The sequence below is a fragment of the Pseudoalteromonas sp. SG43-6 genome (assembly GCF_014164365.1).
Taxonomy (GTDB): Bacteria; Pseudomonadota; Gammaproteobacteria; order Enterobacterales; family Alteromonadaceae; genus Pseudoalteromonas; species Pseudoalteromonas rhizosphaerae.
In genome coordinates this window covers 53,777-71,130 of sequence record NZ_JACJEZ010000017.1, presented here as the reverse complement: position 1 = coordinate 71,130, position 17,354 = coordinate 53,777, and the positions used below count along the sequence as shown (strand labels likewise).

The following is a 17,354-nucleotide window of genomic DNA, read 5'->3' as shown; positions in this document are numbered from 1 at the left end:
ATTACAGTACATAATTGTATTCAGTTGGAAATCAATTAAGTACTACAATTGGCAATGATGTGAATAAGCGTAGATAAACCTTTTTATCTACGCGCATAGTATATAACAAAGTAATGCAAAATTGCGAGCTTAGTCCCTAGATAAAAGTGGTGATAATAGGCGCGCTAAAAAGTGTGCTTTGCTGTCACTAACTATGTGGCTTTTATTTGATATTTCAAGAGAATTAATTGTTGTGGACAGAGAGAGTGAGAAATTTCAGGCACAAAAAAAGGAGCTATAAAGCTCCTTTCTATGTAATCTAGTTCTTAGCGACGTAGGCCAAGTTCTTGGATTAACGCAGTATAACGTGCAATGTCTTTACCTTTAAGGTAATCAAGCAGTTTACGGCGAGTGCTTACTTTACGAAGCAGACCACGACGTGAGTGGAAGTCATGCTTGTGATCAGCAAAGTGACCTTGAAGCTTGTTGATATCAAAAGTAAGAAGTGCAACTTGTACTTCAGGTGAACCAGTGTCGCCTTCTGCACGTGCGAATTTTGCGATGATATCGATCTTTTCTTGATTGCTTAGTGACATAGTAACTCCAAAAATAAAATTTAAAAGGTGTCTTAGCCGATCACTAATTCAGCCAAAACGATTAGCGGGCGTATTCTACCAGCTACGGCAATAACTACAAGCTAAACTTTACGCTGTTGTTTCTTGCTGATTTGATAAGCCACGTTTTGACTTTAAATGGCCATCAGGATTACGTTCACCAGTGCCAATAAACACACCATCAGCGAGCACTTTAATTGCCCCTTCTGGCAGTTCAATATCAAGTACAACCGCCTGTCCATGGCTAAAAGAACTACCTTGCTCTTTACTGAGCTCAACCACAGGTAGACCAACTAATGCGGTGTCCATTGGCAGTAATAGTTCATCAAGATAAGTAGAAGGCGTAAGCTCTTCTTGTTTCGCTTTTACTAATAACGCTTCTAACTGCTCAAGTGACACCATTTTGTCAGCAGGGTAATGCCCTACCGCACTGCGATGCAACATGATCACATGCGCGCCACAACCCAGGTTTTCGCCTAAGTCATCGACGATAGTACGAATATAAGTACCTTTTGAAACATGGGCGGTCATTTGCACTTCGTTATTAGCTTCATCGAACTCATCTAGTGTTAAACTAAATACGTTGATTTTTCTGCACTTGCGAGGTACTTCAATGCCTTCACGCGCATATTTATATAAAGGTCGGCCTTCATATTTTAACGCTGAATACATTGACGGGTATTGATCTGACTCACCTAAAAACTTAGCAATTTCTTCGCTAAGTTGCTCAGCCGTCACATTGACATCTTTAGTACTGACAATTTCACCATCAGAATCTGATGTTGTCGTACGTTCACCTAATTTAGCGCGAACTACATAGGTTTTGTCAGTATCGAGTAAAAACTGAGTAAATTTAGTCGCTTCACCAAAACAGATAGGCAGCATACCCGTTGCAAGCGGATCAAGGGCACCGGTGTGCCCCGCTTTTTGTGCAAAATACACACTTTTAGCTTGCTGTAGCGCTTTATTTGATGAAATGCCTATTGGTTTGTTTAACAACAAAATACCGTCAACTGGACGGCCTTTACTGCGCTTTGCCATCTGTATTAGTGCCTTTTTCGCTGTCTGTTTCGTCGATATGCTCTGCATCATCTACGCTATCAACTTCGTCATCTACATGCTTTGCTTTATCTTCACGAATAATAGAATCAACAAGGTTTGAAATACGCATGCCTTCCATCAGTGAATTATCAACCACAAACTTAAGCTCTGGCATAATACGGGCACGAATGCGTTTGCCAAGTAGTGAGCGAATATAACCGGTCGCTTCATTTAATACTTTAGCACTTTGCTTTGCAGCATCTTCATCTTGGGTGTTAAACACAGTAATAAAGATTTTTGCATAAGATAAATCACGTGATACTTCTACAGCAGATACTGTAACCATACCTAAACGTGGATCTTTAATTTCACGTTGCAAAATAACAGCAATTTCTTTTTGAATTTGCTGAGCAACACGATCAGTACGAGAAAACTCTCTCATTAGACTCTACTCTAAAAATTATAACTCATTGAGAAATATAAATAAGTTATTTAAATAATGGATACACAAATGGGGGCTGAGCCCCCATTTATTATCTTAGCTTACGAACAATTAAAGTGTACGTTGTACTTCAACTGTTTCGAATACTTCGATTTGGTCACCAACGCGAACGTCGTTATAGTTCTTAACGCCGATACCACATTCCATGCCGTTACGAACATCAGCAACATCGTCTTTAAAGCGACGAAGTGACTCAAGCTCACCCTCGTAGATAACCACGTTATCACGAAGTACACGAATTGGTGCGCTACGTTTAATAACACCTTCAGTAACCATACAACCAGCGATAGCGCCAATTTTAGGTGACTTGAACACGTCACGAACTTCAGCTAGACCAATGATCTCTTGCTTGAACTCTGGTGCTAACATACCAGACATAGCTTGCTTCACTTCGTCAATCAAGCTATAGATAACGCTGTAGTAACGTAAGTCTAAGTTCTCAGACTCAATTACTTTACGTGCCGATGCATCAGCACGAACGTTAAAGCCAACCACGATTGCATTAGATGCTGCAGCAAGGGTTGCGTCAGTTTCAGTGATACCACCTACGCCTGAGCCTACAATCTTCACTTTAACTTCATCTGTTGACAGTTTAGTCAATGAATCAGAGATTGCTTCGATTGAACCTTGAACGTCTGCTTTAAGTACCACATTAACTTCAGACACATTGCCTTCAGTCATGTTAGTAAACATGTTTTCAAGCTTCGCTTTTTGCTGACGTGCTAGTTTAACATCACGGAATTTACCTTGACGGTAAAGTGCAACTTCACGGGCTTTACGCTCGTCTTTAACTACAGTTGCTTCGTCGCCCGCAGCTGGAATACCAGATAGACCTAAAATCTCAACTGGGATTGAAGGACCTGCAGACTTGATGTCTTTACCGTTTTCATCGCGCATTGCACGAACACGACCATACTCAAGACCACATAATACAATGTCACCTTGGTTAAGCGTACCAGATTGTACAAGGATAGAAGCAACTGGACCACGGCCTTTATCAAGACGAGATTCAATAACAACACCAGCAGCCATACCCACAGTTGGAGCAGTAAGTTCTAACAACTCAGATTGGTTTAATACCGCTTCAAGAAGGTCATCAATACCTAAACCAGTTTTAGCAGAAATATGCACATACTGTGTATCACCGCCCCACTCTTCAGGAATAACGTCTAGTTGAGCAAGCTCATTCTTAACGCGATCTGGGTCTACGCCTTCTTTATCCATTTTGTTAACAGCGATAATTAAAGGAACGCCAGCTGCACGCGCATGCTGAACCGCTTCTTTAGTTTGTGGCATTACACCATCATCTGCTGCAACCACTAGGATTACGATATCTGTTGCTTTAGCACCACGAGCACGCATTGACGTAAACGCCGCGTGACCTGGAGTATCCAAGAAAGTGATCATGTTACCATTTACGTCAACATGATAAGCACCGATATGCTGTGTGATACCACCGGCTTCGCCAGAGGCCACTTTTGCTGAACGAATATAATCAAGCGTTGACGTTTTACCGTGGTCAACGTGACCCATTACAGTTACTACTGGTGCACGTGGCTCAGATTTACCATCTTCATGACGGTCATTTAGTACTGTTTGCTCTAATTCGTTTTCTTTAACAATGATAACTTTGTGGCCCATTTCTTCTGCAACTAACTGTGCAGCTTCTTGGTCGATCACTTGGTTAATGGTAACCATGTCACCCATTTTCATCATTGTTTTTACAACTTCAGCGCCCTTAACGGCCATGCGTGATGCAAGCTCAGCAACTGTAATTGTTTCGCTAATACGCACTTCGTTTTTCACGTCAACCGTTGGCTTTTGGAAGCCATGTTGTAATGAAGCTGGTGCTTTTAGCTTGCTTTTCTTGCCTCTCGAAGGAACAAATTTCTCCTTCGCTGGGGCTTTTTTCTTTTTCTTAGCACGGCGTGTGCCTTGCTCATCACGCGCATCAGCAACATCTTCTGCTTCACGTGCGTAAGTAGAAGTCGTAAGGTGGTGATCAGCGGTTTCTTCGCGCTTCTTACGTTCTTCTTCTTCTTTCTTCCAGCGAGCTGAATTTTCTTCTGCTAGCTTTCTTGCCTCTTCTGCTTGACGTTTCGCTTCTTCTTCAGCTTTCTTCAATGCGGCCTCTTCTGCTTCTTTTTGCAGACGCTCAGCTTCAACGCGATCTTTTTCAGACTTCGCGGTTTGTTCTGGGGTCATCTGCTTCTGTTTTGCTACACGTTCAGCATCTGCTTTACGTTTAGCTTCTTCTTTCACTTTACGGTCAGCCTCTTCTTTGGCTTTACGCTCTGCGTCTTGTTTTGCTTTAAGCTCAGCTGCTTCTTTTGCAGCTTGTTGCTCAAGTTCACGACGAGCGGCTTCTTCTGCTGCTATACGTGCTTGCTCTTGCTCTTGCTCAACCGCGCTTTTCTTCACGTAAGTACGTGTTTTACGTACTTCAACTTGTACTGACTTTGCTTGACCTGTAGAACCCGTAACACTTAATGTGCTTTTGCTCTTACGTTGCAATGTCATACGCGCTGGGCCATCTGAGCCTGTGCCGCCGTGTTGCTTGCTTAAGTGATCAAGTAACGTTGCTTTTTCTGCTTCAGTTACATTATCACCCGCTTGCTTAGTGATACCGGCTTGCGATAATTGTTGAAGCAATTTATCAACAGTTGTACCAATATCCCCGGCTAGTTTTTCAACATTTACTTCTGCCATAGTCTCTAATACCTCCGTTAATAAATTACTCGTCTGCGAACCAACAAATGTTGCGCGCAGCCATAATTAGCTCACCCGCTTTCTCTGGAGAAAGCTCTGTGATATCGACTAATTCATCAATACCTTGCTCTGCTAAATCTTCTAGCGTAACAACCCCTTTGCTTGCCATAACAAACGCAAGGTGACGCTCTAACCCTTCAAGTGCTAATAAGTCTTCAGCAGGCTCTGCACCATCAAGGCTTTCTTCTGTTTTAAGTGCTTTAGTCGTTAATGCATCTTTTGCACGTGAGCGTAACAAATCAACAGTATCTTCATCTAAACCATCAATTTCTAAAAACTCAGACGCAGGCACATAGGCAACTTCTTCAAGGGTTGAGAAACCTTCGTTGATAAGTAATGTTGCAAAGTCTTCATCGATGTCTAAGTTTTCAGTGAATAAGTTAATTAACTTATCAGATTCAGCTTCGTTCTTAGCGCGCATCTCTTCAACTGTCATTACGTTTAGTTCCCAACCAGTTAACTGGCTAGCAAGACGTACGTTTTGACCGTTACGACCAATTGCTTGTGCTAGGTTATCAGCTTCAACAGCGATATCCATTGAATGGGTGTCTTCATCCATTACAATTGAAGCAACTTCAGCAGGTGACATTGCATTAATAACGAACTGGGCTGGGTTGTCATCGTAAAGTACGATATCAACACGTTCACCACCTAATTCGGTAGAAACAGCTTGTACACGTGCACCACGCATACCAACACACGCACCAATTGGGTCGATACGTTTGTCGTTAGATTTCACGGCGATTTTAGCACGTGAACCTGGATCACGTGCCGCTGCACGTAGTTCAATCATCTCTTCGCCAATTTCTGGCACCTCAATGCGGAATAATTCCATCAGCATTTCTGGCTTAGAGCGTGTTACAAATAACTGTGCACCACGAGCATCAGGTTTTACTTCATAAAGTAAACCACGGATGCGATCGCCAGGACGGAAATTTTCACGTGGTAACATGTCATCACGGTAAATAACCGCTTCAGCATTGTTACCTAAATCTAATACGATTGCGTCACGCGTTGCTTTTTTCACAACACCTGTTACTAACTCGCCTTGTTGATCTTTATAAGCTTCTACAACAAGTGCGCGCTCAGCTTCACGTACTTTTTGTACGATTACTTGTTTCGCCATTTGTGTAGTAATACGGTCAAATTTAATTGACTCGATTTGCTCTTCGATGAAATCACCAATCTTAAGATCTGGGTCATCAACCTGAGCCGCTTCTAACGTGATTTCGCTGTAAGGGTTTTCCAGTGAGCCATCTTCAAGTACTGCAGCAATCTGCCAACGACGGTAAGTGTCGTAGTCACCTGTTTTACGGTCAATTGCAACGCGTACTTCAATTTCACCAGTGTGTTTTTTCTTAGTCGCAGTCGCTAATGCGAACTCTAACGCTTCGAAAATCTTTTCTTTTGGAACCGCTTTCTCATTGGAAACGGCTTCAGCAACCAATAATATCTCTTTTGCCATGGGTTATGCCTCGCTTGCCCTATTCCTTCGCACTCGGATTAAAACTTTGCGATGATGTTCGCACGTTCAATGTTACTGAGCATAATTAACTGCTCAGTACCGTCATATGAAAGTGTGATCATATCACTGCTAACTGCTATTAGATCGCCTTTAAAATTACGGCGACCATCTTGTGGAAGCTTAGTACGCACGCGTACTTCCTCTCCTTGTGCCTTCTCGTAGTGATCTTGTTTGAATAATAGACGATCAACACCAGGAGACGATACTTCCAAATCATATTCATTTGTAATCGGGTCTTCGACATCTAAAATTGCGCTTATTTGACGACTTGCATCAGCACAGTTATCAACCGAGATCCCCGCTTCGTGATCGATATAGACCCTAAGCGTAGAATGGCGACCCGCTTGCACAAACTCTAGACCATGTAATTCAAAGCCTAACATTTCAACTGACGGTGAAAGCATGGTTAATAAATCTTGCTCAAGTTTTGTCACGAAAATTCTCCATACAAACAAAAAAAGGGCTTATAGCCCTAAAATACTTAGCTTATACCTTGATTTAAAATCAAGAGGTGCAGATACAACAACGCCCCGAACCAAGCGGGGCGTCACACCTAAAGCATAAAACTGTGTGGCCATGGGCCAAGCTTGGTTGCGGATAGCTAACACCATCTAAATTAAACCCAAAGGCTTAAACGCAAAACGCGCATTACATAGAATGCGCGACTTCAAATCAGTAACTAAAATCGCTACTCAAAAGCATGGCTTCAAGAATTGAGAAACACCAATAAAATTAATGGCTTATCTCAAAAACTTGGTTGCGGGAGCCGGATTTGAACCGACGACCTTCGGGTTATGAGCCCGACGAGCTACCAGGCTGCTCCATCCCGCGCCAACTTGTATCAAATATCTGATACTTGCCTAGCAGCTAATTAAGTGAGCTAGACAATGGCGGCTATTATAAAGAGGCTTGGCGGAATTAGCAACCAAAAACTGGTAAAGAATGACTAGATTATAAAGTACAAAATTATAGGTCAGAACAATTAGCTATAACGGAACACCAAGTGCGATTTTTAAAAACCAACATAAAGGCCCTAGGGCGTGTTGACCTTTTGTGATTAATTTTGCAGCAGTATGTTTGGTATTTAGGCAAGGCAGAGTCTATGTAGTGTGGTTGTTCCCCATAAATAGGCGATAACGCAGTATAAATTCCAAACATGCGCTGCCCAAAGGGTTCTTCCTAGGGGCGATTAACTCTTTGTTGCTCGATTTTTACTTAGCCCACTAGGTTACAAACCTCGCGCCGCGATTAAATCGCCCCTAGATTGAACAAATTTCAATCCACAAAGGTCAACACGCCCTAGCCTTATTGGCATTAATAAAGCACGCTATCGCGCAATTTCCATCGATTTACTCACTCTTTCCTACACAGCGTCTATACTAAGTTTTTAATGGCAATCTGCATATTTAAGGCTATTTAGAGAGGGCTTATTATGAGTATTTCTGCTCATCATCAAAAAATGTTATTATGAAGTATCGCAATAATAAAACCCAACTTTCACTGTTTTACTGTTACCTTTCATATGCAATTAAAACGTCATGCATTGACAATGCAATGGCCTAGCAGTGATGAAATAAGTGAAAAAGTTATTTGTTGTATTGCTCATTGGAACGCACTATTACCCACTTAGATCGCTTATTGTCTGTATTACCTTTTATTCATTATCATGCCAACAACCTAAGTAAATCTGGCCTCACTTGTCAGGATGTTGATTTATTATGTGATGCTTTTATAGCTGCGCTAAAAATTCATTTGGGCCGAGAATTTACGCTAAACCTAGAACAAGCGTGGCGTTATGCACTCAGGATGTTTAACAGCATAGTGAAAAGCTATTTATTTAATACCAGTAATATTGTTGCAATTAACAAGTCCGTGCAGCAGCAAGTGAATTCATAACAAATAACCTACATGCATTATTCTATACTGGCTAACTCTTGTAGAAGACGATCTATTTGGTGCTGTTCAACATCGATTAAAGTTGCATATTTTGATGTTAACGCACTCATTTTTCTAGATAAGGAGTTATCAAAAGTCGCATCAGTTAAGTTATTCGGTTGCTCTTTAGCCTGAGCTTCGAGGGCTGCTATTTGGCGATCCATTTGAGCTTGGTAAGTATCTATTTTTGATTGTCGCTGTTCAACATCTCGTTTGATTTCTTGTGACCGAATGAACGAATCAATACCTTTGCTCTGGGTTGATTGTTGGTCAATTTCAGACGTGTTTTTCGACGCAGGCAAAGCGTGTTTTTCTTTTAAGAGTCGATCAATATCCCGCTGTTCACGTGCAATTAAAACGTTATAGCGCTCTGAAATACTGGTCATTTGATTAGCTATTGCAGTTTCTTTTTTTGCACCAGATAAATTATTTAACTGCGCATCTGATTGCTCACCTAAGGCGGCAATTTGCTGATTCATTTTCTCGCTTAAGCTATCAATTTTATCTTGATGCTGTTGAATATCAGCATCAATTTGCCGAGTCCGAATATAACTATCAACGCCCGAGGTATCAATATTTTCATTAGCAACAATCTGACTAGATAAGCTTGGGTTTTGCTCTTTTACAGAGATTAGTTTCGCATCATCACCACATGGAAATTGACTAAATTCCACGACGCCTTTTTTTTCACACTGATAGACTGTGGCATGCAAAGAACTAACATGGCAAAGTGCAATGAGACAAGGTAAAACAATTTTAAATTTGCAAATAGCATACTGATATTGATTCATAAGGCGACACTCCTTTGTTTACGTATTAATACCTATACCACGACTATCAGTATTAATAAATGCGATCTAATCGACAATTTAATTCGTATAAAACAATTTTGAGCAAAATTAATGATCTATAAAACTCTGAGATTTATTTTTGGCGACCAACTTAATGCCAATCACAGTTGGTATAAAGAAGAGGATCAAACACAATACCTTTATGTCATTGCTGAATTAAAACAAGAAACAGATTATGTAAAACACCATATACAAAAGGTAGCGGCGTTTTTTGCGGCAATGGAGAACTTTGCGACTGCGCTCAAACAAGCACAATTAAATGTGCTTCATTTAACACTCGATGATACCCACGATGACGCATGCATTACCTCATTACTAACACGCTTGGCGAAGCAATATCAGTGTCAACAAATCCAATATCAGTATCCTGATGAGTATAGATTAAAAACTCAACTGCAAGAGTTTGCAAACAGCAGTGACTTTAATGTTAGTGCCACAGACAGCGAACATTTTTTATTACCTTTTGCTGATATCAGCGACCATTTTAAAAAAGATAAGCATGTGAAAATGGAATTTTTTTATCGCATGATGCGCAAGCGCTTTGACATATTGATGCAAGATAATGCTCCACTAGGCGGGCAATGGAACTTTGACCAAGACAATCGTAACAAATTAAAAAAAACTGATTTAGCTGCTATCCCTGAACCAAAAATATTTACCAATAATATTGAAGCTATTTTACAGCGCATAAAAAAACACCAGGTAAATACCCTTGGCCATTGTTCAGCAACTTTATTATGGCCAACCAGTCGTGCTCAAGCAAAACAATTACTCGATTACTTTTGCACTCATCTACTCCCCTGTTTCGGAAAATTTCAAGACGCGATGACCTGTCAGAGCTCATACAAATGGAGCTTGTATCATAGTCGTATCGCGTTTGCACTTAACACAAAAATGCTGCACCCAATGCAAGTTATTAAGCAAGTACTGGCTGAGTTTGCGGCACGCCAAGAACAGATCACGCTTGCCCAAGTTGAGGGGTTTATTAGGCAAATTTTAGGTTGGCGAGAATATGTAAGAGGTATTTATTGGCAAAATATGCCTGATTACGCGAGTAAAAATGAACTTGAGGCTGCTCGTCTGTTACCAGATTATTTTTGGAGTGGCAAAACAAAAATGAACTGTATGAAACAGGCAATCACGCAGAGCTTAGAGACCGCCTACGCGCATCATATTCAACGCTTAATGATCACCGGAAACTTTTGCTTATTAACCGGTATTGATCCAAATGAAGTTGATAGCTGGTATTTGGGCATTTACATCGATGCCATTGAATGGGTAGAAATGCCTAACACCCGTGGTATGAGTCAATTTGCAGATGGCGGCCTAATCGCCACAAAACCGTATGCCGCAAGCGGTAACTACATAAACAAAATGAGTGATTACTGCACCAGCTGCCACTATAACGTAAAACAAAAAAGTGACGACACGGCTTGCCCTTTTAATAGTTTATATTGGCAATTTATGCACACCCATGAAGCCCGCTTAGCTCGAAACCCACGTATTGGCATGGTCTATAAAAATTGGCAAAAACAAGATACATCACAACAGCACGCTATTTTAGAGCGAGCGCAATGGTGCCTAAATAATATAGAAAAACTCTAACAGAAGTATCATATCAGGTAATATTGTTAATTAAATGTTTAATTAATTTGTAATTATAGTGTAATTACCCTACTTTCTAATATTAGAAATTACTCCACAACACTATGAGAACACGATGAAAAAACAGTTTTTAACGGCATTATTACTGATCAGTACAAGCCAAGCACAGGCATTTAGCCAAGAAACACATAAACGTATCGTCATCGATGCAGTGAACTATATGCAGCAGCACCCAAGCAGCACACAGTTTTCGGCATTAAGCAAATACGCTCAACAAAATAATATGACGGTAACCCAGTTAGCCGAAGTACTAGGCCAAGCAGCCTATGATGTGGATGACTTTGAAGACACCTTCTTTTGTGGTGCTGTAACGGGGTCATGTGTTCAAGCACCAATATGGGGAGCAGCAGAGAGTATTGTTAAATATACCAGCTATTGGCATTTCCAAAACCATACCCAAGGGGCTGATCAACACGGTAACGACTTTGGTGGCTACAATTACCAAAAACTGACGGTATGGGGCACCGTTGATAACTTGGCTTCAAGCTGGTTAAAAGGTGACTACCTTGATGACGGTCAAGGCGGTGAAACAGGCTGGTTTAATGCCGATTCATCAAAGTACAACAGCTATGGTATTACTGAAGCTAATTACCGAATTGACAGCCAATCAAATTACAACATGTACGATGACTTTGAAGAAATGCCTTTTCAGCCAATTGATAATTTAGGTCAATACTGGTATCAAAGCTATTTGCAAAGTGGCAACCCACAAGTGTTAGGTTTTGTTTTCCATACAACTGACTTACTACAACCACACCATACTTGGACCACATCTGATCTCAATCATTCAAGCTGGGAAAGCTGGGTAAAAGACTACTATGATCAGGAACAACTCAATGACTCTGCCCTTATTACACAAGCCATGCAAACATTTTCAGCACTGGATATAAACAGTCAAGACGTACGCCCTTTACTGACACAAGGTGGCGCTTTTTCTTATGCTCAAGGCGGTATTGTGCTTAATTCACAAGACCATTACGACCGCTTAAATACGGCAAAACAAGTGATCCCACATGCGATTGCCATGGTTGTGCACCTACTTAATCATGCCATGGTCGTACGCCAATGAAAGCGCTGAGCAGTTGTATTTTGTTATTGTTAGGACTGCTTTATAGCAGCCTAACAATGGCATCATTTAACCAATATAGCGCTGCTGAAGTGCGTTTAATGCAGCAAGTTTATCAACAACACAATGCCAACATTAGTCGCAAAGACGTTCGTAAACATATGTTTGAAAATCAATTTTTATTATATCAAGCAGAACAACATATGCCTGAGCTGCTTGAACGTCAATCTGCGGTAGGCTTTAGCACGCAGTACCATGTTGAGCGCTATTTAATGAACATATTTGACAGGCAACTCAATTTATCAACATCCTATGTTAAAGGAAGTAATCTCACACAATATAATGCCCAGTGGCTGCTCAAAGTATTGCCTAGCTACCCTGCTGATGGCCAATACAACGCTGAACAAATCAATAAAATGCAGCGCACTGAGCTCAGAGGGCTCTTTACAACCGCCGTCAATCTTTATGAGTTTATAGCCCCTTTATCTATGCAAGTACGCTTTCGACTGCACCAAGGTGAAAGTGACTTATTCAAAACTGAAGTGATAAAAAAGCAACAATTTGAGGCGTTGCTTTTAAAAGCAACGCCATTACTTTTAAAGCAAGGGATCAGTATCGCGCACCTAGAAGAACTAGCAAAAGGCGATATTTTAAGGCCTTCGATTCAAAGTTGGCTAGGTATTAAAGACATGATGCACGTTCAAAGCCCAATACTCGACAGTCTTGAACAACAAATATCCGATAAAGAAATAAAAAATTATTATCAGGCAAATAAAGCGCGCTTTAAATACCTTAGTGAAGTGACAGCTTACGGCGCTGCGTTTACTGAGCGAGAGCAAGCGGTTCGCTTTAGAAACACAGTACAAGCAAGCTCTTTTACAGATGCATTATATATATCACAGCAAACCGACATTTATGCTAAGTATCACAATAAACTAACTCGCAAAAATAAAAGTAATTGGGCTGTGCAACTGGCTTATACGCTAAAAGCAGAAGAATTATCTGCGGTGATGCGCTCACCTGAAGGTCTATGGGTCGTCATAATTAGTAATAACCATCAGTATAACTACTTTAGCGCTACTGACGAAACGGTTCGCTATCAAGCTAAAAAAGCCATCGCAATACAAAAAGCGCAGCAACGCTATCAGCAAAATTGGCTGGCTTGGCAACAACAAAATGCAGTAAAACTATGAATAAAAAAGCTATCTACATAATTACAGGCGTCGCTTGTTTAGGTTTTTTAGTAATAAATTTAACAACAGAGCGAAAACGTGAAATAGCTCCCATCCGCGCTGCTGATGATTTAACGCCAGTAACGCCCGCACCACAAATAAATAATGCGTCGGCACCGACAGCTATTAATCCAGATATGACTGCTGAAGCGGCGATTGATAGTCACACCTCATTAAAAAATACTGATGCCAGTCAACAACTGCCGCCCATTACTACACCGAGTTACTTGCCTGTCATCGCAAAAAATCCAATCAGTGCGAGTCAGTTTCAAGGCGACTTAACCGATCATCAAGCTTACCTCGATTTTCATAAACAGCAGCAAACTCAGCTCGAGCAACGCTTTGTAATAGCTGCTCAACAAAAAATAACTAACCTTGAAAGCTTGCTCGAAAAAGGCCGTCAAAAAGGCCTCCCTCAACGGCAGCTGCAAGTTGCTATTGATAAAATTGCCGCCTTAAAAGACATGCAAGCCAAATTAAAAAGTAAAGATACAAACTGAACACAGCATCATTAATCATCTGCGATTAATGGTGCGCTAAGCGGACCCGATGTTTAAGCAAAGCTAAAAAAGCCGCCTCAACTGAGGCGGCTACTAAAAATAACAAGTAAATTAGGGGAAAAACACTGTCAAAGGGATGGTTATTTACCTTCTAGCAAGTTACCACTGCCAATTTCAATTTTACGTGGTTTAAGTGCTTCAGGGATCTCGCGTTGCAAGTCGATACTAAGTAGCCCATTGGCTAAATCAGCGCCGAGTACTTTAACGTGGTCACCTAGCTGGAATTTGCGTTCAAAGTTGCGCTCAGCAATGCCTTGATGAATAAATTTGCGCTCTGCGCTGTCATCTTTATTGGCTTTAATGCCAGCAACTTTTAAGGTGTTATTTTCTGACTCTATCGTCAGCTCATTATCACTAAAACCGGCAACAGCCATAGTAATGCGATATTTGTCTTTATCGAGTGCTTCGATGTTATACGGAGGAAAACTTGGCTGCTTGTCAGTGCGAGCGGCCGCATCCATTAAAGATGCTAAATGATCGAAGCCAATGAATGAACGATAAAGTGGTGATAAATCTATTGTACGCATAATAATATCCTCATATTTAAGCGATATTTTGCATGTGCTTTTCGGTTGAACAAGCGCAAGCAAAGTTTAATTAATAATATAAATTTCAATTACTTCTGTTTAGTTGGGACCCATCAGGCGTCCTCACTAAACTATATATGGACGGCAAAATTGTTTTCAAGATTATTTTTGAAAAAAGTTTTATTTTTTTCAAAATCTCTTTTTGCCTACTCAATAAAGTGAGGACTCAAAGTTTGCTTTTCAAGTCTTTAAATAGTAATAAGGGGAATTAGCTTTAGAGGTCGATATGAAAAAAGTAACGAGTTTGCTGCTCAATATAATTATGTTAGTTGTGGTGTTTTTTGTAGTGACTACATATCAGCAACGCAATTTACTCAGCTCAGATAGCAGCCCTGCTCCATATTTTAATTTACCTGTGCTCAATGACAGCGAACAACGTATTGATATTGCGATGCTCAAAGGTAACACCACCGTGGTTTATTTTTTTGCGCCATGGTGCACAATCTGTCGTTACAGTATGCCAAACCTAGAAGCGGCATTGGTTGATTCTAATATCAACGCCATTGGCATTGCACTTGATTATAAAAATGAACAAGCAGTTGCGCAGTTTGTTAGTGAACTTAAACTCACAATGCCCATTTTACTAGGCGATAAAAATACCCAGAGTAATTATAAAATCAGCGCCTTTCCTACTTACTATGTAATTGATCAACAACTGCGAATAACCGCACGCTCAATGGGCTATTCAAGCCAATTAGGTATTACTATCAGAGCTCAAAACTAAATGTAACAGCTTGTAACACCTCCCTACATTTGCCTACATTTTCGTACAGTTTACTACGTATTTTTATATATTTTCTCATTACTATAGGTCGCAGTCACACTTACTCATAACCATGGAAGAATCATGTTAGCCACCTGCTTGCCATCACTTTACCGTTTAACGCCACTGGCGTTGTGTTTGCCATTTTTAACGCACGCCAACGTTGATGCTAATGAAGAAATAATAGAGCGTCTTGAAACCGTTTATAAACGCAGTAGCATTACCAGTGAAATAACCGAAAATACTGAAAAACTGATCACTATGCCCGGTGCTATGGGCGATCCACTGCGGGCAGTATTTGCATTACCAGGCGTTGTCGCCGCTGGCGGCTCAATGAGTGAACCGGCGGTACGTGGCTCATCGCCCGATGATAATTTGTTTGAAGTGGATTTTATGCCTGCAGGCTATATTTTTCATGATTTCGGCAGTTCTATTTTCAACAAGTACATTATTCAAGATTTTCAACTTTACTCAGCAGGCTATGGCACCAGTTACAGCAACGCCACCGGTGCCGTATTTGACGTAACACTGCGTAACCCTAAATATCAACCGATTACTACCACGCTTGATCTTACAATGTTTAATGCCGGTGTCTTTGTTGAAGGGCAACTCACGCAGAACACCGCGTTTTATTTATCAGCACGTAAAAGTACATTACCACTGTTCTTCTCTAAAGGTGAAGAGCTTGAAAACGACGATGGTGAACTCAGTGGTATCACCATCAATGATCCCCCAGATGATCATGATTACCAAGGCAAATGGATCTGGGATATAAACAATCAAAACGCCCTAACAGTGTCATTTACAGGCGCAAAAGACTCGGTTGCAGCAGGCTTTAATCAACGCGCTGAACTTTCACTAAAAAATCCTGAGTATCAAGGCGATGCTGATTTTATTCGTGAATTTACCAGCCAAAGTATTTTATGGGATCACTTTAATAAAGACTTTCATTTACGCTTAGGCGTTGGTTCGCTCGAACATTCTGGCCGATTGGAATACGCTAAACGTGCCACGCTAAGTGATGGCTATTTTGATGAAGAACAACAAAAGCAAATCACTTATAAAGGACGATTAAATTGGCGTGTTACTAAAGCCCAGCAACTGGTGTTTGATGCCGCCTATTTTGATAACGACAGTACTTACAGTTACGATAGTTTTCAATATCTTTGTACCGAGCTCGATCCTGATTGCGATCTAAACAAAGGTGAGCGAATAACGGGTAAAGACAAGCTAGCCCTTGATAAGTTCTTTGTTGGTGTTAGCCATGTTTGGGTTATTAACGAACAATGGCAAAGCGAAGTCGGCGTGCAATATCAAAGCAATGATTACACTGATGAAGATTTTGTGATGCCGCGTCTTGCGCTTAGCTATTTTATTAATGATCACAATAGCATCAATGCTAAATACGGGCATTATAATCGCATGCAAGATATTGACACTCTATTGCCTGAACACGGCAACCCGAATTTACGTTCGCAAACCTCAAAACACAGCAGTTTAGGTTTTGCACAAGAACTTGCCGATGAATGGACATGGTCTATTGAAGGGTATTACAAAACCATGGACGATTTACCGTTGGCATTAAACAATTATTCCGATGCAGCAATTCGTTACAGTAATGATGTAACTGGGCGAGCTTACGGTGTTGATCTATTAATAAACAAAAATAAAACTGATAAATGGTATGGCTGGCTTGCAGTTAGTTATGCCAAAAGTGAACGCACTGACCAACGCCAAAATATCACTCGGGATTATTACGCTGATACCCCTTTAGTTGTCAACATGGTGTTTAATTACCAAATCAGTGAAAAATGGCAAGGGGGCTTTAACTTTACTGCCCGCAGCGGTCAAGCTTACACCCCGATTGTTGGCGTCACAGAAAATTCCGAATTCGAAGGACGTTTTTTACCACAATATGGTGATCCATTTTCTGAGCGTTTCGATGTTTATCATCGGCTTGATCTTCGTTTTGAACGTCAAACCGACTTTTGGGGCTTAGACGGTGTGTTAATTTTAGAATTAATGAACGCCTACGGCCAAGCAAACACCAGTAGCATTGATTTAGATTATCAGAAAGTAACCTCGACTAATGATTTAATTATCAAAGAAAACGAGGATGATTTTGAAATGCGCCCTTCAATTGGCTTTAGTGTTAAGTTTTAATTAGCCACCCCACATACACCTTTAATACTGATTAAAGGTGTATGCAATCATTAAAATAGAATTCATCAATCGTTTTTTTACGCTGTTTATTTTTTCTCAATT

Annotated in this window: 15 protein-coding genes and 1 tRNA gene; 7 read left to right on the top strand and 9 right to left on the bottom strand. The window is 40.7% G+C overall.

Annotated elements, in window-relative coordinates; translation table 11 throughout:
* Positions 1-305: 305 nt before the first annotated feature.
* The 7 genes from rpsO to H5201_RS09230 form a co-directional block, all read right to left on the bottom strand.
* Complete coding sequence (rpsO, locus tag H5201_RS09260) at positions 306-575, bottom strand: 30S ribosomal protein S15 (RefSeq protein WP_016707659.1); 270 nt, start codon at positions 573-575, stop codon at positions 306-308.
* Positions 576-683: 108 nt separating this feature from the next.
* Entirely contained in the window at positions 684-1,634 is a 951-nt protein-coding gene (gene truB, locus H5201_RS09255; protein ID WP_145240440.1) for a tRNA pseudouridine(55) synthase TruB, read from the bottom strand.
* The gene (gene rbfA, locus H5201_RS09250) at positions 1,618-2,076 is read right to left on the bottom strand and encodes a 30S ribosome-binding factor RbfA (protein WP_182740728.1); all 459 of its coding nucleotides are present in this window, start codon (positions 2,074-2,076) and stop codon (positions 1,618-1,620) included. The genes truB and rbfA overlap by 17 nt, the downstream gene beginning before the upstream one ends.
* Positions 2,077-2,187: 111 nt before the next feature.
* Entirely contained in the window at positions 2,188-4,845 is a 2,658-nt protein-coding gene (infB, locus tag H5201_RS09245) for a translation initiation factor IF-2 (protein ID WP_149983006.1), read from the bottom strand.
* Positions 4,846-4,870: 25 nt separating this feature from the next.
* On the bottom strand, positions 4,871-6,370 hold the full coding sequence (gene nusA / locus H5201_RS09240) for a transcription termination factor NusA (protein ID WP_145240434.1): 1,500 nt from the start codon (positions 6,368-6,370) through the stop codon (positions 4,871-4,873).
* A 38-nt stretch (positions 6,371-6,408) separates the two neighbouring features.
* Entirely contained in the window at positions 6,409-6,864 is a 456-nt protein-coding gene (gene rimP / locus H5201_RS09235) for a ribosome maturation factor RimP (RefSeq protein WP_145240432.1), read from the bottom strand.
* 320 nt (positions 6,865-7,184) lie between these two features.
* Positions 7,185-7,261 (bottom strand) — tRNA-Met (locus H5201_RS09230).
* 774 nt (positions 7,262-8,035) lie between these two features.
* Here H5201_RS09230 and H5201_RS09225 point away from each other — a divergent pair.
* A complete protein-coding gene (locus tag H5201_RS09225) occupies positions 8,036-8,326 on the top strand; it encodes a hypothetical protein (protein WP_182784354.1) in 291 nt (96 codons plus the stop codon).
* A 17-nt stretch (positions 8,327-8,343) separates the two neighbouring features.
* On the opposite strand, the gene H5201_RS09220 is transcribed toward H5201_RS09225, so the two are convergent.
* On the bottom strand, positions 8,344-9,156 hold the full coding sequence (locus H5201_RS09220) for a hypothetical protein (protein ID WP_182718633.1): 813 nt from the start codon (positions 9,154-9,156) through the stop codon (positions 8,344-8,346).
* A gap of 111 nt (positions 9,157-9,267) precedes the next feature.
* Between H5201_RS09220 and H5201_RS09215 the strand changes: the two genes are divergently transcribed.
* The 4 genes from H5201_RS09215 (at position 9,268) to H5201_RS09200 (ending at position 13,679) form a co-directional block, all read left to right on the top strand.
* Positions 9,268-10,821 carry a cryptochrome/photolyase family protein gene (locus H5201_RS09215; protein WP_182758339.1) on the top strand — a complete coding sequence of 518 codons (1,554 nt, stop codon included), beginning with the start codon at positions 9,268-9,270 and terminating at the stop codon, positions 10,819-10,821.
* Positions 10,822-10,936: 115 nt separating this feature from the next.
* On the top strand, positions 10,937-11,950 hold the full coding sequence (locus tag H5201_RS09210) for a phospholipase (protein ID WP_182718632.1): 1,014 nt from the start codon (positions 10,937-10,939) through the stop codon (positions 11,948-11,950).
* A 56-nt stretch (positions 11,951-12,006) separates the two neighbouring features.
* Positions 12,007-13,140, top strand: a complete 1,134-nt coding sequence (locus H5201_RS09205; protein ID WP_259399208.1) for a peptidylprolyl isomerase — start codon at positions 12,007-12,009, stop codon at positions 13,138-13,140.
* Positions 13,137-13,679, top strand: a complete 543-nt coding sequence (locus H5201_RS09200; protein ID WP_145240420.1) for a hypothetical protein — start codon at positions 13,137-13,139, stop codon at positions 13,677-13,679. The genes H5201_RS09205 and H5201_RS09200 overlap by 4 nt, the downstream gene beginning before the upstream one ends.
* 140 nt (positions 13,680-13,819) lie before the next feature.
* Here H5201_RS09200 and H5201_RS09195 read toward each other — a convergent pair whose 3' ends face one another.
* Complete coding sequence (locus tag H5201_RS09195; RefSeq protein ID WP_182718630.1) at positions 13,820-14,266, bottom strand: Hsp20 family protein; 447 nt, start codon at positions 14,264-14,266, stop codon at positions 13,820-13,822.
* A 286-nt stretch (positions 14,267-14,552) separates the two neighbouring features.
* Here H5201_RS09195 and H5201_RS09190 point away from each other — a divergent pair, with 286 nt between their 5' ends.
* On the top strand, positions 14,553-15,050 hold the full coding sequence (locus H5201_RS09190; protein ID WP_145240416.1) for a TlpA disulfide reductase family protein: 498 nt from the start codon (positions 14,553-14,555) through the stop codon (positions 15,048-15,050).
* Positions 15,051-15,173: 123 nt separating this feature from the next.
* Positions 15,174-17,252, top strand: a complete 2,079-nt coding sequence (locus H5201_RS09185; RefSeq protein WP_182735591.1) for a TonB-dependent siderophore receptor — start codon at positions 15,174-15,176, stop codon at positions 17,250-17,252.
* Positions 17,253-17,354: the final 102 nt, after the last annotated feature.

What these genes read in the sequence shown, in the direction of transcription:
- rpsO (WP_016707659.1), bottom strand. Translation starts at nt 575, where the DNA reads ATGTCACTAAGCAATCAAGAAAAGATCGATATCATCGCAAAATTCGCA.
- truB (WP_145240440.1), bottom strand. Translation starts at nt 1,634, where the DNA reads ATGGCAAAGCGCAGTAAAGGCCGTCCAGTTGACGGTATTTTGTTGTTA.
- rbfA (WP_182740728.1), bottom strand. Translation starts at nt 2,076, where the DNA reads ATGAGAGAGTTTTCTCGTACTGATCGTGTTGCTCAGCAAATTCAAAAA.
- infB (WP_149983006.1), bottom strand. Translation starts at nt 4,845, where the DNA reads ATGGCAGAAGTAAATGTTGAAAAACTAGCCGGGGATATTGGTACAACT.
- nusA (WP_145240434.1), bottom strand. Translation starts at nt 6,370, where the DNA reads ATGGCAAAAGAGATATTATTGGTTGCTGAAGCCGTTTCCAATGAGAAA.
- H5201_RS09220 (WP_182718633.1), bottom strand. Translation starts at nt 9,156, where the DNA reads ATGAATCAATATCAGTATGCTATTTGCAAATTTAAAATTGTTTTACCT.
- H5201_RS09215 (WP_182758339.1), top strand. Translation starts at nt 9,268, where the DNA reads ATGATCTATAAAACTCTGAGATTTATTTTTGGCGACCAACTTAATGCC.
- H5201_RS09210 (WP_182718632.1), top strand. Translation starts at nt 10,937, where the DNA reads ATGAAAAAACAGTTTTTAACGGCATTATTACTGATCAGTACAAGCCAA.
- H5201_RS09205 (WP_259399208.1), top strand. Translation starts at nt 12,007, where the DNA reads ATGGCATCATTTAACCAATATAGCGCTGCTGAAGTGCGTTTAATGCAG.
- H5201_RS09200 (WP_145240420.1), top strand. Translation starts at nt 13,137, where the DNA reads ATGAATAAAAAAGCTATCTACATAATTACAGGCGTCGCTTGTTTAGGT.
- H5201_RS09195 (WP_182718630.1), bottom strand. Translation starts at nt 14,266, where the DNA reads ATGCGTACAATAGATTTATCACCACTTTATCGTTCATTCATTGGCTTC.
- H5201_RS09190 (WP_145240416.1), top strand. Translation starts at nt 14,553, where the DNA reads ATGAAAAAAGTAACGAGTTTGCTGCTCAATATAATTATGTTAGTTGTG.
- H5201_RS09185 (WP_182735591.1), top strand. Translation starts at nt 15,174, where the DNA reads ATGTTAGCCACCTGCTTGCCATCACTTTACCGTTTAACGCCACTGGCG.